The organism is Photobacterium obscurum (genome assembly GCF_026191635.1).
GTDB classification, from domain to species: Bacteria; Pseudomonadota; Gammaproteobacteria; order Enterobacterales; family Vibrionaceae; genus Photobacterium; species Photobacterium obscurum.
Genome location: NZ_JAKRRW010000003.1, coordinates 312,392 through 326,550 on the forward strand (window position 1 = coordinate 312,392; position 14,159 = coordinate 326,550).

General features: G+C 45.4%; 13 protein-coding genes and 1 tRNA gene. 8 read left to right on the forward strand and 6 right to left on the reverse strand.

The features are described 5' to 3' along the window. Nucleotides 1-2 precede the first annotated feature (2 nt). The 3 genes from MD588_RS05565 to purF all read left to right on the forward strand — a co-directional run bounded on the left by MD588_RS05565 (nucleotide 3) and on the right by purF (nucleotide 2,767). Entirely contained in the window at nucleotides 3-560 is a 558-nt protein-coding gene (locus tag MD588_RS05565; RefSeq protein WP_265695955.1) for an SPOR domain-containing protein, read from the forward strand. A gap of 64 nt (nucleotides 561-624) precedes the next feature. Further along, nucleotides 625-1,116, forward strand: a complete 492-nt coding sequence (gene cvpA / locus MD588_RS05570) for a colicin V production protein (RefSeq protein ID WP_265696106.1) — start codon at nucleotides 625-627, stop codon at nucleotides 1,114-1,116. Between the two features lie 133 nt (nucleotides 1,117-1,249). After that, on the forward strand, nucleotides 1,250-2,767 hold the full coding sequence (gene purF / locus MD588_RS05575) for an amidophosphoribosyltransferase (protein WP_265695956.1): 1,518 nt from the start codon (nucleotides 1,250-1,252) through the stop codon (nucleotides 2,765-2,767). Between the two features lie 161 nt (nucleotides 2,768-2,928). On the opposite strand, the gene MD588_RS05580 is transcribed toward purF, so the two are convergent. Together MD588_RS05580 and MD588_RS05585 are read right to left on the reverse strand one after the other, a co-directional pair. Continuing rightward, nucleotides 2,929-3,528 carry a Yip1 family protein gene (locus MD588_RS05580; RefSeq protein ID WP_265695958.1) on the reverse strand — a complete coding sequence of 200 codons (600 nt, stop codon included), beginning with the start codon at nucleotides 3,526-3,528 and terminating at the stop codon, nucleotides 2,929-2,931. Nucleotides 3,529-3,877: 349 nt separating this feature from the next. Next, the gene (locus tag MD588_RS05585) at nucleotides 3,878-4,753 is read right to left on the reverse strand and encodes a LysR family transcriptional regulator (RefSeq protein ID WP_265695960.1); all 876 of its coding nucleotides are present in this window, start codon (nucleotides 4,751-4,753) and stop codon (nucleotides 3,878-3,880) included. A gap of 341 nt (nucleotides 4,754-5,094) precedes the next feature. Here MD588_RS05585 and MD588_RS05590 point away from each other — a divergent pair, with 341 nt between their 5' ends. Continuing rightward, complete coding sequence (locus tag MD588_RS05590) at nucleotides 5,095-6,144, forward strand: response regulator (RefSeq protein WP_265695961.1); 1,050 nt, start codon at nucleotides 5,095-5,097, stop codon at nucleotides 6,142-6,144. A 190-nt stretch (nucleotides 6,145-6,334) separates the two neighbouring features. Here MD588_RS05590 and MD588_RS05595 read toward each other — a convergent pair whose 3' ends face one another. Next, nucleotides 6,335-7,726, reverse strand: a complete 1,392-nt coding sequence (locus tag MD588_RS05595) for a peptide MFS transporter (RefSeq protein ID WP_265695962.1) — start codon at nucleotides 7,724-7,726, stop codon at nucleotides 6,335-6,337. 415 nt (nucleotides 7,727-8,141) lie between these two features. Between MD588_RS05595 and rfaH the strand changes: the two genes are divergently transcribed. Further along, on the forward strand, nucleotides 8,142-8,639 hold the full coding sequence (rfaH, locus tag MD588_RS05600) for a transcription/translation regulatory transformer protein RfaH (RefSeq protein ID WP_265695963.1): 498 nt from the start codon (nucleotides 8,142-8,144) through the stop codon (nucleotides 8,637-8,639). Between the two features lie 87 nt (nucleotides 8,640-8,726). Next, nucleotides 8,727-9,635, forward strand: coding sequence for a UTP--glucose-1-phosphate uridylyltransferase GalU (galU, locus tag MD588_RS05605; protein WP_265695964.1), 909 nt, complete (start codon nucleotides 8,727-8,729; stop codon nucleotides 9,633-9,635). Between the two features lie 91 nt (nucleotides 9,636-9,726). Here galU and folD read toward each other — a convergent pair whose 3' ends face one another. Then, entirely contained in the window at nucleotides 9,727-10,584 is an 858-nt protein-coding gene (folD, locus tag MD588_RS05610; protein ID WP_265695965.1) for a bifunctional methylenetetrahydrofolate dehydrogenase/methenyltetrahydrofolate cyclohydrolase FolD, read from the reverse strand. A gap of 409 nt (nucleotides 10,585-10,993) precedes the next feature. Between folD and MD588_RS05615 the strand changes: the two genes are divergently transcribed. After that, nucleotides 10,994-11,070, forward strand: a tRNA-Arg gene (locus tag MD588_RS05615). Between the two features lie 107 nt (nucleotides 11,071-11,177). On the opposite strand, the gene MD588_RS05620 is transcribed toward MD588_RS05615, so the two are convergent. Further along, the gene (locus MD588_RS05620) at nucleotides 11,178-11,342 is read right to left on the reverse strand and encodes a hypothetical protein (protein ID WP_265695967.1); all 165 of its coding nucleotides are present in this window, start codon (nucleotides 11,340-11,342) and stop codon (nucleotides 11,178-11,180) included. 194 nt (nucleotides 11,343-11,536) lie between these two features. Then, nucleotides 11,537-12,301, reverse strand: a complete 765-nt coding sequence (locus MD588_RS05625) for an SDR family NAD(P)-dependent oxidoreductase (protein WP_265695968.1) — start codon at nucleotides 12,299-12,301, stop codon at nucleotides 11,537-11,539. Nucleotides 12,302-12,769: 468 nt separating this feature from the next. Between MD588_RS05625 and tig the strand changes: the two genes are divergently transcribed. Further along, the gene (tig, locus tag MD588_RS05630) at nucleotides 12,770-14,077 is read left to right on the forward strand and encodes a trigger factor (protein ID WP_265695969.1); all 1,308 of its coding nucleotides are present in this window, start codon (nucleotides 12,770-12,772) and stop codon (nucleotides 14,075-14,077) included. Nucleotides 14,078-14,159 lie beyond the last annotated feature (82 nt).

Genomic DNA, 14,159 nt, shown 5'->3' on the forward strand with positions numbered 1-14,159 from the left:
ACGTGGCGAGTAAATTCCAAAGCCGGTTAGTCGGAACCATTATTTTGGTTGCTATCGGAGTTATCTTTTTGCCGGATTTATTTGATGGTAAGAAGCAGCATTATCAGGAGCAGTTCGCCAGCATTCCTCTCCAGCCTGAGATTGGTATCGAAGACGAGTTTGCGACCATTCCCGAGCCTGAGTTTGCCGAGGTTGATTTGCCTCCGGAACCAGTCACTGTGGTTATCGATGAACCACAAGAGCAGGAATCAATTAGTGAGCCGGTTAAAGTTGCCCCGCAGCCTGTCGAGAAACCGAAGGCCGGTAATCTTGACAGTGGTTGGGTGGTACAACTGGGTGTGTTCCGTAATTTCGATAATGCCAACCAGTTGGTTGTTAAGCTGCGCGATGCCGGTTACCAGGCACATGTATTTCCCAAGCAGCCTCAAAAAGGCGATTTGGCGAGAGTGGTAGTCGGTCCGGATGTGTCGAAAGCGAAGTTGTCTGCACAGGTCAAAGATTTGGAAAAATTAACCGGATTAAAAGGCCGATTGCTCAGATTTAACCCACTTAACCCTTAGGTAAACGTTTGCGTTCTCATTTTTTCTGTTAGAATACGCATCAACAAGACGAATATAACAAATGATGATTTGGATAGATTACGTAATTTTAGGCGTAATAGGCTTCTCTGCGTTGGTCAGTTTGATCCGTGGTTTTGTTAAGGAAGCTTTATCACTGGTAATTTGGTTTGCTGCATTTTTTATCGCGAGTAACTTTTATAATCAACTTGCAGCATATTTTACAAATATCCAGGATGAGATGGTACGGAATGGTAGTGCCATTGCCGCATTGTTTATTGCCACACTGATAGTCGGTGCCGTGGTGAACTATGTGATAGGACAGTTAGTACAGAAAACGGGTCTGTCAGGGACAGATCGAGTTCTGGGCATTGTCTTTGGTGGAGTGAGGGGCGTGCTTATAGTGTCGGCCCTGCTGTTTTTTATCGATGCCTTCACGGGATTCTCGGACGCCGAATGGTGGAAACAGTCGGAGCTAATCCCGCAATTTGGCGTTGTAATAGAATGGTTCTTCACATACCTCAAAGACACATCAAGCTTTTTGCCCGGTGCCTTGTAGCATCGGTGTTTAGACGGTTTTATTGATTGATGAGCTTTCGGCGGGCATTCGGACACTTCGGATTCCCGCTGAAAATTATTAGTTAAATGAAACGGTTATAATTGCTATTTAATGCGTGACGAGGATTTAGGACATGTGTGGTATTGTCGGAATCGTGGGTTCAACCCCGGTAAACCAGTCTATCTATGATGCACTGACCGTGCTACAGCATCGCGGCCAGGATGCTGCCGGTATTGTTACTCTGGAAGGCAATCGTTTTCGTCTGCGTAAAGCGAACGGACTTGTGCGTGATGTATTTGAAGCGAGGCACATGCAGCGTCTGCAGGGAAATGTGGGGATTGGTCACGTGCGCTATCCAACGGCTGGTAGCTCAAGTGCCTCGGAAGCACAGCCATTCTATGTGAATTCGCCCTATGGCATATCGTTGGCGCATAATGGGAACCTGACCAATGCCGCCGATATTAAGGAAACATTGTTTGAGCAGGCCAAGCGCCACGTTAATACGACTTCCGATTCAGAAATACTCCTTAATGTTCTCGCCAATCAATTAGAAAACTCCCCAAGTTATCCGATTACCCCCACCGAAATCTTCTCTGCTGTTCGTGAAGTTCACCGCATTGTTTCCGGCGCTTATGCTGTCGTCGCGATGGTCATTGGCCACGGCCTGATAGCTTTTCGCGATCCGAACGGTATTCGTCCGCTTTGTTTGGGCAAGCGTGAGGTTGATGGCAAGATTGAATATATGGTGGCTTCGGAGTCGGTAGCTCTGGATGCTGTGGGTTTTGATTTTATGCGTGATGTTGCGCCTGGTGAAGCGGTTTACATCGATTTTGATGGCCAACTGTTTACTGAGCAGTGTGCAGAGAGCCCGGCTCTAAATCCATGTATCTTTGAGTTTGTTTATTTTGCACGCCCTGATTCTTTTATTGATAAGATATCAGTCTATGGTGCGCGTGTTCGTATGGGCACCAAGCTAGGCGAGAAAATCAAACGCGAATGGGACGACCTTGATATCGATGTAGTGATCCCAATCCCTGAGACATCTTGCGACAGTGCGCTGGAAATTGCCCGTATGTTAGATAAGCCCTATCGACAGGGGTTTGTGAAAAACCGTTATGTTGGCCGTACTTTTATCATGCCTGGCCAGCAAATGCGCCGTAAGTCAGTTCGCCGTAAGCTCAATGCGATCCGCTCGGAATTTAAAGATAAAAATGTCCTTTTGGTCGATGATTCGATTGTTCGCGGTACGACATCTGAGCAGATCATCGAAATGGCAAGGGAAGCAGGAGCCAATAAGGTTTACCTTGCTTCAGCTGCTCCAGAAGTTCGCTTCCCGAATGTGTACGGTATCGATATGCCAAGCGCAAATGAGTTAATTGCCCACGGCCGTGAAGTCGATGAAATCTGCAAAATGATTGGTGCTGACGGCCTGATTTTCCAAGACTTGCAGGATTTGGTGGCCGCGGTATCGGAAGGCAATCCTGATATCCCGCAGTTTGAAGCCTCAGTGTTCAGCGGAACATACGTTACCGGTGATGTGAACCAAGAATATTTGGAATATCTAGAATCACTTCGAAGCGAAGATTCCAAGACTAAGCGTGGGATCCAGCAGGATTTAGCGAACCTGGAGCTTCACAACGAAGGGGTTTAAGAACGGAGGGCTAGGAAAGGCAGGCTCTAGGGAGTAGCTAGAGCTTGAGCAAGTTTCAAGGTTCTGTCAGTACCCACTACCCAAAATCAAAAAGCGAGAGGTATCGACCTCTCGCTTTTGCTTTTTCTGGGAACTAGGGCCCCGCAACTAGCCTCTGTTTTTTAATGACTAAACTGCGGCCCTAGTCCCATATTCCAGAGAATGACGGAGCCGGCAATAATCGATACCAGCAAAACCAAGCCACAGGTCACAATTGAACTGGCGTAAATAAAGCCACGTTCTTCGGGAATGTGCATGAGGATCGGCACCCCGGTGTATAGAAGGTAGACTGAGTAGGCAATCCCGATCAGCCCGGCAATCATCAAGAACCATACTTGTGGATAGATAGCAGCAATACTGATCATAAATAACGGGGTTGCAGTATAAGCCGCAAGTTCAAGAGCTTGTGTATAGGTTGGCGTTGAACCAAATGTGTGGCTCATCCAGTAGGTTAGGTAGGCGAGGGCGAACACCCCTGCGACCAGGGCAATATACATTGCAATGCACATTCCTAAGGCACTGGACTGGGTTAAGAAAATAGGCTCACCGACACCAATACGCCAGCCAATGAATACACTGGAGATAAAAGCAAATATTGGTGGTAGTAAAGCGATCAGTAGAATGTGACTGAGGCTGCTTTGGACTCCTTCGTGTTCCTTGTCAATGGCACGCCACTCTTGTTTCGGATGCGTGTATAGTCCGAATAAATGTCCCAGAATCATAACGTTTCCTCGTTATCAGGTGCGAATTCCGCACGATAATGTCATTAGTCCAAAGAACACTTAGTGCAATAACCCAACCCACAATGGTGCTCTTTTGCGTAACCAAACAGAATAACTATCTGACCTTTCGTCTAGATGTCGTGTGCGTGAACTTGCTAGTTAGCATCGCATTCAAGATCACCTGTCCTATTTCAACGGTACACTCTTGCCATTAGGATTGTAGGTATTCGTGCAGAACAGATAATTGTTCTGTTTGGTATATTAACGTTTAGTCGGGGTTAACAGGCTTGGCAAGAAATTGGGAGTAACCAGCCAGAGAATCTGGCTGGTTGGAAAGCAGGAACGAGGGTTAGAGCTTGAAGTATTGGCTGGCAAATTCAATAAATAGGCGGAGTTTTTCTGGTTGATAATCACGGTGATTATAAAGCAGATAAACTTCACGCGGGTTAGCTGACCAGTTTTCTAAAATACGCACCAGCTCGCCGGAAGCGATATATTTTTCAAGCATAACATCTGGCATCAGGGTGATCCCGAGGCCGCTTACACAGGCTTTACGAACAACATTGAGTTGGTTTGCTTCAAAGCGTCCCCGCTCATTAACGGCAATGGTTTCTCCATTACAGTCGGTTAAGCGCCAGCGCAGTAAAGGTTTTCCCTTTAATAGCGAATGCTGGTGGAGATCCTGCGCGTGCTTGGGCTCAGCATTATTTTTCAAATACTCGGGGCTGGCTACCAAAATATCTTTGACAGCACTTATTCGTCTGGCAATCAGCGTTGAGTCACGTTGTGGCCCTACACGGAAAATGACATCCCAGTCAGTTGGGTCAAGCTGCTCTGGCTCACTGCTCATATGTAGCTCAATATTAATGGCCGGGTGATCCAGCATGAATGCGTTCAGCATCGGCTGCAGCATGACTTTTGTCAGGTTAGAAGGGGCAGCAATTTTAAGCTTGCCTGCAGCACCCTTGCATTCTTCACTGATTTGTTCACTAGTATCTACCAGCTGTTGCAGCAGTGGGCTGCAATCGTCGTAGAATTTTTGTCCAGCTTCAGTCAATGAAAGCTTGCGTGCATGACGGTTTAACAGGCGAATGCTGAGGCACTCTTCTAAGGCTTGGATCCGTCGGGTCAATGTGGCAACGGGTACCTGAGTTTTTCGAGAGGCGGCGGTATAGCTGCCATTTTCAACAACCATGCGGAACAAATTTAAATCGTCAAGCTTCATAACTATACATCACTGAAAACTTATAATTGGGAATTGTATAACAAAATATATTGAAATATGTCATTATCCTAACAAGTTTTGCTGTAAATCAATATCTCAGTCTTATTTGACGATGGGGAGTCATTAATTCTAAAAAGATCAATATTTGAAGTAGGTTGCATAATCGTACTCTTTCTGGTTTGAAAAGCTTGATAACCATGACGGAACATAAATTCCGACCTATGCTTTTGTTAGGTTGATCAGCAATTCAGGTATTCATGCACACTTTTTCAGATAAATTTGTCAGCTCCCCTGAGCAAGAGCAGGGTGTGGCAACTCATCATTCATGGAGGGCACAACCTTTGCTTGAGAATAAAGATGTTCTCGTTGTCGAAGACGATCCCGTGTTCCGTCTGATGATTACTGGTTTTCTAAAAAGCCAGGGATGTAATGTGCGTGAAGCGGAGGATGGTCTGGGTGGTTTGCAGGCATTAAGAGATAGCATCCCTGATGTGTTGCTGTGTGACTTGGCAATGCCGGTTTTAACTGGGATGGAGTTTGTTGAAGAAATCTCTTTGCAATATCCCATGGTACCGGTAATCGTTATATCTGGAACGGGTGACATGGCTGATGTTGCTACAGCACTTAGGCATGGTGTTAAGGACTTCTTAATTAAACCGCTTGATAACATCATGGTGTTGAAGTCTGCTATTTTGTCGGTTTTAAAATCACAAGACTCAGCCACAGAAACCAGAGATTTTTCTAGCCAATGGTTTGGTGTGGTTGAAGATGAGAGTGGAATTGATGAAGAGCTTGAGTGGCATATTGAAGAGCTAAAAGCCAACCCACGGGCAGCTCGTGAGCTGTTAATGGGGCTTATGCCTGATACCGAGTCTAAGCAAGGTGACTGGCAGTTAAACTACTGCGTTCTGCAGTCGGCGGATATTCAACCTGTATTATTGGATTACACTTGGCTGATTGACGGACGATTGGCTTTTTATCTTGTTGATTCTTCAGCTGGGGACGAAAATGGCACAGCGACTACGCTACTAATACGTGCTTTCTTTAATGACTATCTTCGTACCCGGATGTCAGATGAAAATAATATTGCCAGCCTTATTCAATTGATTGAGAAAGGAATAAAACATTCAGGTTATGCCTCACCCATAAAAGCACTATTTGGTATTTTTGATGCCTGTGATCGCAGTTTATCAGTGACATCAGCAGGCTTGTCCGCTGTACTTCAAACGAGTGAAGGGGATAGAGAGATTATTGCCCAGCCATGGCTAGGTATGAATGCTGGGAAAAATGATATTGTGAAGCTGCAGCTATCTGAATCTGGGGGGCGACTGTCGTTGAGTGAAATAGGCTCGGCCAGTTTTAGCCTAACATTGAAGCGATGTGGGTTTTAAAAGTAGGTTCCATCGCCCCGAGAAAAACAGAACCTAGGAAGAGCAAGAGCTTGATTTGATCCAATGATATAAAGAGCCGTTCCTGGACACCCAAAATAAAAAAAAGCGAGAACCCTAGGTTCTCGCTTTTTGCTTTATCCAGGAATGAGGAACCAGGATCTAGGTCCCCGCTCTTGGATTATAAAAATAATTACGCTTCAACTGGCTGCGCTTCAGCAACGTCATCTTCAACAACTTTACCTTCTGCACCGTGCATCCAGCGGATAAGTTGGTTAGAACAAAGTAGTAGAAGTACGCCAGCGATAGTAGCTGCAATTGCAATACCACTGAAGATAGCCATTGGGCCTGCTTCACCAACTTGCGCACCGACAATACCAGCGACATAGTTAGCAATGGCGTTAAAGCCGAACCATGCACCCATCATTAGAGAGGCCAGGCGTAGCGGAGCAAGTTTGGTTACCATTGATAGGCCGATTGGAGATAGGCAAAGCTCACCCAGAGTATGGAAGAAGTAAGCGCCAACCAGCCACATCATTGATGTCTTAACTGTGATGTCACCACCTTGCTGCATAACCGCACCAATCATGCATAGGAAGCCTGCTGCAAGGAAAAATAGACCCATTGCAAACTTGATAGGAGAGCTTGGCTCTTTAGGCCCCATCTTCACCCAGATAGATGCAATGATAGGTGCCAGTGTGATAACAAAGAATGGGTTCAAAGACTGGAACCATGCCGCAGGGACTTCAAAGCTACCGATCATACGGTCAGTATATTGCTGCGAGAAGATGTTCATCAGGCCACCGGCTTGCTCGAAACCAGCCCAGAAGATAACCACAAACAGACCCATGATCATGATGACTTTCAGGCGGTCACGCTCTTGTTTGGTTAGTGGTTCTTGTTTGCCAGACTTGTTCATCGCTGCGGCGCGCTTGGCTGCAGGCACTTTACCAATATCGCCTAGCAGGCGTTCGGCAAATACCATCTGAGTTACCAGGCTGATTAGCATACCAATACCCGCTGTCAGGAAGCCGGCTTTCCAGCCGTAAGCAGCAGAGGCAGTACCAGCGATGATACCAGCTAGTAGAGAACCTAGGTTGATACCCATGTAGAAGATTGTGAATGCACCGTCACGACGGTTATCACCTTCTTGGTACAAATCACCAACCATGGTTGAAATGTTTGGCTTAAACATACCATTACCAATGATCAGTAAACCTAAGCCTAGGTAGAAGGCGGTAACAGAATGCGGGTCGACCATGCTGTTAGGCAGTGCCAAGGTAAACTGGCCAAGTGCCATTAGGATACCACCGATGATGATCGAGCGGCGCTGGCCAAGGAAGTTATCGGCAATCCATCCACCAATTAGAGGGGTAATGTAGACGAGACCGGTGTAGATGCCGTAAAGGTTAAGTGCGTCTTGAGTCGACCAGCCAAGACCGCCATTGATGGTTTTATCTGTAAGATAAAGTACCAATATTGCGCGCATGGCGTAGTAAGAAAATCGTTCCCACAGTTCTGTTCCAAACAGTAAGAACAAACCTTTAGGGTGGCCAAGCAATGTACCACTTTTCAGATTGCTCATAATTATTCTCTAGTAATGAATTGTTTGTGTGTTTGCAAATTCGGTTCTTTTTATAAAGGACAAAGTTTTAAACTGCAAATTTTCACATTTGCAGAACAAAAGAAAAACACGCCAAGTTATTGATTTTAAAGTGGTTGCATATCTTTTATTCAAAAATGAAAACTCAGATTCATATGGGTGTTTTGGGGGGATTGTTTGGAATGCTGTTATTGAATGGTGTTTTAATTTGTTTTTTATGTAAATATTGGATTTTTAAACCATAAAAAATACTTTTTAATAGTTGTTACAATTGATGTAAGCATGTGAAGTGAAATTTTGCTCGATTACTTCAATGAAGTGGAATAAGTTGTTCTTTGTATGCCAGTATTTATAATTTATGGCAGATGTCAGTTGGCGGTGAATTGTAGAGAAAAATATGAAAGATTGGTACCTTCTATATTGCAAGCGTAGTGAGCAAGAACGCGCGGTGATCAATCTTGATCGTCAGGGGGTTGAGTGTTACTACCCACAGGTAACGGTACAGAAAATTGTGCGTGGTAAACGGGTTGAAGTGTCTGAGCCCTTATTTCCCAGTTATATGTTTGTTTACTTTGATCCTGAAACTATTAGCTATACAACAATACGTTCAACCCGAGGAGTTGCAGACTTTATCCGTCAGGGAGCGAGACCGCAGGTTGTCCAGCCGGATCTGATCTATGGCTTAATGATGAATGAAGATTGTGAAGAGCATCAGTCAAAACTGTCGAGCCTGCCGCGCCCGGGTGAGAGCCTGAAATTGAAACAGGGTCAATTTAAGGGCATTGAAGCTATTTATCAGGAACCCGATGGTGAGAAGCGCTCGTTTATGCTGATCAATTTACTCGGAAAACCCGTGAAAGTCAGTGTTCAGAACGAAGACATTGTAAAGAAGTAAATCCTACTGTTTATAACCAGCTCTTGTCTCGAAACTTCATGGGCTGTTTGCTATAGTCCGCCTGATTAGTGATTAATGGAATTAAAAATGTCTAATACTTCCCCTGTACGTAAAGCTGTTATACCGGTTGCTGGTCTTGGTACCCGTATGTTGCCTGCAACGAAAGCCATTCCCAAAGAAATGCTGCCTATTGTTGATAAACCATTGATTCAATATGTGGTGAATGAGTGTGTGGCGGCGGGTATCAAAGAGATCGTGTTGGTAACACACTCTTCGAAAAATTCTATCGAAAACCACTTTGATACTTCTTTCGAGTTGGAAGCGACGCTTGAAAAGCGCGTGAAACGACAGTTACTAGAAGAAGTGCAAAGCATCTGTCCGAAAGACGTGACTATCATGCATGTCCGCCAAGGTCAGGCTAAAGGGCTTGGTCATGCGGTACTTAGTGCTCACCCGCTCGTTGGGGATGAGCCATTTGCGGTTGTTTTGCCCGATGTGATTTTAGACGATGCAGCCAGCGATCTGCGCAAAGAGAATATGGCTGCTATGGTTCAGGCTTTCAACGAAACTGAAATCAGCCAGGTAATGGTTGAGCCTGTGCCGATGTCAGAAGTTTCTAGTTACGGTGTTGCCGATATCAATGGTGCAAATCTTAAGCCTGGCGAAACAGCACCGATGGCCAAGGTCGTTGAAAAACCAGCACTTGAAGATGCGCCTTCTAATCTGGCGATTGTCGGTCGTTATGTTCTGCCAGCCGAGATTTGGAGCTTGTTAGAAAGAACGCCTATTGGTGCCGGGGATGAGATCCAGCTGACAGATGCGATTGATATGCTAATGGAGTCACAGCAGGTGAATGCTTTCCACATGTCAGGCAAGAGCCATGACTGTGGTAGCAAGCTGGGTTATATGCAGGCATTTGTTGAATACGGAATGCGCCATCCAAGCCTTGGTGAAGATTTCACCGCATACTTGAAAGAAGTAGCGAAGACGCTTTAATTTGCTAGAACCCAAAATACAAAAGCGAGAGCCAGTTGCTCTCGCTTTTTGCTTTTTTGAGGAGCTCGGAACTAGGATCCCGTTTCGGCGGTTACTCCGAATGATATTGCTCACAAGCCAGCAGGGTATTTTCAATTAATGTGGCAACTGTCATTGGACCCACACCGCCTGGTACCGGGGTGATGTGGCGGGCTTTTTCTCGGGCAATATCATATTCAACATCACCTACTAGTTTACCGCTATCTAAGCGGTTGATGCCGACATCCACAATGGTGGCACCTTCTTTGATCCAGTCGCCCGGTATGAAGTTGGGCTTGCCTACTGCGATAACTAGAATATCAGCCTGACGAACATGGCTCTCAAGATCTTTGGTAAAGCGGTGACAGGTTGTTGTCGTGGCACCTGCCAGTAGCAACTCAAGGGTCATCGGGCGGCCGACAATATTGGATGCGCCGACAATCACAGCATGCTTGCCACGTACTTCAATGTTATAGCGCTCCATCAGTGTCATGATGCCTTTCGGGGTACATGAGCGCAGCTTAGGAATTCGTTGGCATAGGCGGCCGACATTATAAGGGTGGAAACCGTCGACATCTTTTTCCGGGTCAATTTGCTCAAGCACTTTCGTCGTGTCGATACCAGCTGGCAGTGGAAGTTGTACTAGGATGCCATCAATGTCGTTATCGCTGTTTAGTTCATTGATCAGGGCCAGTAGCTCAGTTTCAGAAGTTGTTGCCGGGAGATCAAAAGACTTGGAGACAAAACCGACTTCATCACATGCCTTGCGTTTGCTGCCGACATATATTTGTGAGGCTGGATCTTGTCCGACTAGAACTACAGCTAAGCCCGGAGCACGCAATCCTGCCTCTACCCGTGCTTTTACACGTGCTGCGACTTCTTGACGAACGGTTTGAGATATGAGTTTTCCATCAATAATTTGAGCGGCCATGTTTATCCTTTGGGCTGTAATTAACTGAGCAGTACAAACAGAGCAATTATCTTGCTGAAAAAGTCAGATCGTTGTTCTGCTTGGTATGGCATTGTCGCAAAGAATGTGAGTAAGATCTATAGCGCAAACGTTTGCCTTTTGCGTTTAAGTGAAAAATATAACAGCATGTTGAAAGGTTGTTATCGATTGATGGCTCTTCAACTAAAATTGCGAAATGACTAAGCTAGGGTTCTATGTCCGTTTTTAAGTTAAATTTGATACCTTTAGCAGTTACTTACTGAATTTAATGCAAATTGTTGTTAGTTTGAACACTTGGTGGGTATGGGGAAGAAATTAAGGGAAAAAGCGTTGACGTCCCTGTCAGGGAACGTATAATCCCGTCCCGTAACTTATCGTTACGCCTAATGATGCGCCCTTAGCTCAGTTGGATAGAGCACGTGCCTTCTAAGCATGTGGTCGCAGGTTCGAATCCTGCAGGGCGCGCCATTTCCTTTCCTAAAATCGAAAACACTCAATATACATTTTTCAATTTTGCTGATCTTGTGTTTCAGGCAACTGTTACATCTGCCTTATTGCCTTAACTCTAAGTACACTTAGCGAATAACTCGACCTGAATCTTTTCCGACTTTACCGGTACCACCTGGATGATGTTTAGGTTGTCCGCCAATCTCTTGTACTAGCAATGCTTTTAATGCTTCGGCTTCTCTTTGGTTGCTAGGTTGCCAACAAGCAATAACTTTTGCCTTATTCCTTCTCATTGGTTGTTCTCCTTGGGTATCTACAGTAGGGGGAAGTATGCAGCCTACAAATAATAAGGGTATTACTGTCTATTTTTTGTGCGTTCTGATGCGTATTTAGAAGGTTTTGTGTTTTTTCATTCTTCACTATCTTAATTTATCGGTTTGGCCTGAGTTCTGAGGGACCTAATGCCCGTTGGTAGCTGATAAGGCCATTACCATCCTAATGGTTGACCATCCCAGGAGAGGTAGTTGCCTGAGTGCTCGGAGGTTGCCTGCTCAACGATCGCGAGTATACGTTCGGCAGTTTGTTGGGCAGAGAACAGTTTGTTGCTGGTGAGCCTTTGCTGAAATGGCGCTGACAGTTTGGTATCTGTCGTTCCGGGGTGAATGGCTAGTACATAGGCATGTGGGAAGGTGCGATGCCATTCGATACTTAAAGTCTTGATGAACATATTCAGTGCCGCTTTACTCATGCGATAGCTATACCATCCTCCGGTGCGATTGTCGGAAATAGAGCCAATCATGGCTGATAATGTTACAAAGCCAAATTTTTCATTACGCAGATAGAGAGTGGATAAGTATTGGGCTATAACGATGCTCGAGAAGCAATTAACCTTCATGTTGTGTTGAAAAAAGCCATAATCAATTTGACTTAACTGTTTTTCTGGTCGCTTTAGTTTGTTGGACTGGGATGTTGAATCTATTGGCGGGGTATGCAGTATACCTATTGCATTGAAGGTAATGTCGGGCTTACCGAATGTGGTGCACAGTTTCTCCAGTTGTCGACTGTCCTTTGGCTGCCAATTCAAAACATCAGCTTGAAGCGTGGCCAGTTGATTGGGGTATTGTTGTGCCAGTTGGTCAAGCCGGGAGCTATGTTGGCGAGAAATCGCGGTTACAGCATGCCCATGTGTCAGGCACAGTTCTACTAATGCCGAGCCTATACCGCCGGAAGCGCCAAAAATCAGGTAGTTCATTAACCCTCCTACTGGTCGTTAAATAATCCAGCATGACAATGAGTGCTAGAACCTAGACGTAGTTATGCTCAAAATATAGTCACTTAGACCATGGGTTGCATTGTGCATTAAAGAAGCAATTACCGATTTTTGCCGGCTTTATTTCAATTCGTTGTCAAAAAAACAGAAAAGGGAGAGGGATTTTTACTATTTACCCTTGAAAATGGAATTTTTGCCCCTATCTTGTGTGAAAGGTTGAGTGCGGTAGCGGCGACTCTGTCTCGACGAGAGGTCACTGTCTCGCTATAATACCGCGTTTTAATTTCTGGCTCAGTGGCTTCAAAGCCGACAGAAACAGAAATTATCAGAATTAAGGCGTTGTGGTTTCGGCTTGTCCGCAAGCCATAACACGAAAGGATGCCACCGTCAGCGTATGACTGATCGGCAACATCACTCAGAGAATACTGAGTAAGTTTGAGGTTAAATAAAATGCAAGTTACCGTTGAAACCACTGAAGGCCTAGAACGCCATCTAACTATCACAGTTCCTGCTGCTAACATTGAAGATGCAGTAACAGCAGAACTGAAGAAAATTGCTAAGAATCGTCGTTTCGATGGTTTCCGTCCAGGTAAAGCACCGCTGAAAATGGTTGCTCGTATGTTTGGCGCTTCTGTACGTCAAGACATCCTTGGTGAAGTGATGCAGCGTCACTACATCGAAGCGATCGTTAAAGAAAAAATCAACCCAGCGGGCGCACCAACTTTTGCTCCTGTTGAGATCGCTGAAGGTAAAGATCTAGTATTCAAAGCTTCTTTCGAAGTTTTCCCTGAGATCGAACTATCTGGTCTAGACAAAATCGCTGTTGAAAAACCAGCAGTAGAAGTTAAAGACGAAGACGTAACAACTATGCTTGATACGCTACGCAAGCAGCAGGCGACTTGGTCTGAAGTTGACGCAGCAGCAGTTGCTGACAGCCGTGTAACTATCGACTTCACTGGCTCTGTAGACGGTGAGGAATTCGAAGGCGGTAAAGCTGAAGGTTTCGCTCTTGCAATGGGCCAGGGCCGTATGATCCCAGGTTTCGAAGACGGTATCGTTGGTAAGAAAGCGGGCGATGAGTTCACTGTAGAAGTGACGTTCCCTGAAGAGTACCACGCGGAGAACCTAAAAGGTAAAGCAGCATCTTTCGCTATCAAACTACACAAAGTTGAAGCGCAAGAGCTACCTGAGCTAACTGAAGAGTTCGTTGCTAAGTTCGGTGTTGAAGACGGTTCTGTCGAAGGTCTGAAAGCTGAAGTTCGCAAGAACATGGAGCGTGAGCTTAAGCAAGCAGTTAAAGGTCGCATCAAAGATCAGGTTCTTAACGGCCTAATCGAACAGAACGACATTGAAGTTCCTGCTGCCCTTATCGACCAGGAAATCAACGTTCTTCGCCAGCAGGCGACTCAGCGCTTCGGCGGTGATGCTAAGAACGCTCCTGAGCTACCACGTGAACTGTTCGAAGAGCAGGCTAAGCGTCGCGTAGTTGTTGGCCTACTTCTTGGCGAAGTGATCAAGTCTGAAGAGCTAAAAGCAGATGACGAGCGTGTTAAAGCGCTAATCACTGAAATGGCTTCTGCATACGAAGATCCAACAGAAGTTGTTGCTTACTACGAGCAGAACGAGCAGATGATGAACAACATGCGCAACGTTGCTCTAGAAGAGCAAGCGATTGACGCGCTTCTAGCGAAAGCACAGGTTTCTGAAAAAGAAGTTAGCTTCAACGAGCTAATGAACCAGCAGCAGCCTGCAGCTTAATTTGCTGAAATTACTGTAGAGATTTGACTTTGTTTCAAATCTTCTGCTAACAATGGTCCGTGTGAGAGTAATTTCATTCGGG

Bases quoted from the DNA above. Each gene is read 5' to 3' on its own strand.
- MD588_RS05580 (WP_265695958.1), bottom strand. From the start codon at position 3,528: ATGATTCTGGGACATTTATTCGGACTATACACGCATCCGAAACAAGAG.
- folD (WP_265695965.1), bottom strand. From the start codon at position 10,584: ATGGCCGCTCAAATTATTGATGGAAAACTCATATCTCAAACCGTTCGT.
- rfaH (WP_265695963.1), top strand. From the start codon at position 8,142: ATGAAAGATTGGTACCTTCTATATTGCAAGCGTAGTGAGCAAGAACGC.
- purF (WP_265695956.1), top strand. From the start codon at position 1,250: ATGTGTGGTATTGTCGGAATCGTGGGTTCAACCCCGGTAAACCAGTCT.
- MD588_RS05595 (WP_265695962.1), bottom strand. From the start codon at position 7,726: ATGAGCAATCTGAAAAGTGGTACATTGCTTGGCCACCCTAAAGGTTTG.
- MD588_RS05585 (WP_265695960.1), bottom strand. From the start codon at position 4,753: ATGAAGCTTGACGATTTAAATTTGTTCCGCATGGTTGTTGAAAATGGC.
- MD588_RS05625 (WP_265695968.1), bottom strand. From the start codon at position 12,301: ATGAACTACCTGATTTTTGGCGCTTCCGGCGGTATAGGCTCGGCATTA.
- cvpA (WP_265696106.1), top strand. From the start codon at position 625: ATGATTTGGATAGATTACGTAATTTTAGGCGTAATAGGCTTCTCTGCG.
- MD588_RS05620 (WP_265695967.1), bottom strand. From the start codon at position 11,342: ATGAGAAGGAATAAGGCAAAAGTTATTGCTTGTTGGCAACCTAGCAAC.
- galU (WP_265695964.1), top strand. From the start codon at position 8,727: ATGTCTAATACTTCCCCTGTACGTAAAGCTGTTATACCGGTTGCTGGT.
- tig (WP_265695969.1), top strand. From the start codon at position 12,770: ATGCAAGTTACCGTTGAAACCACTGAAGGCCTAGAACGCCATCTAACT.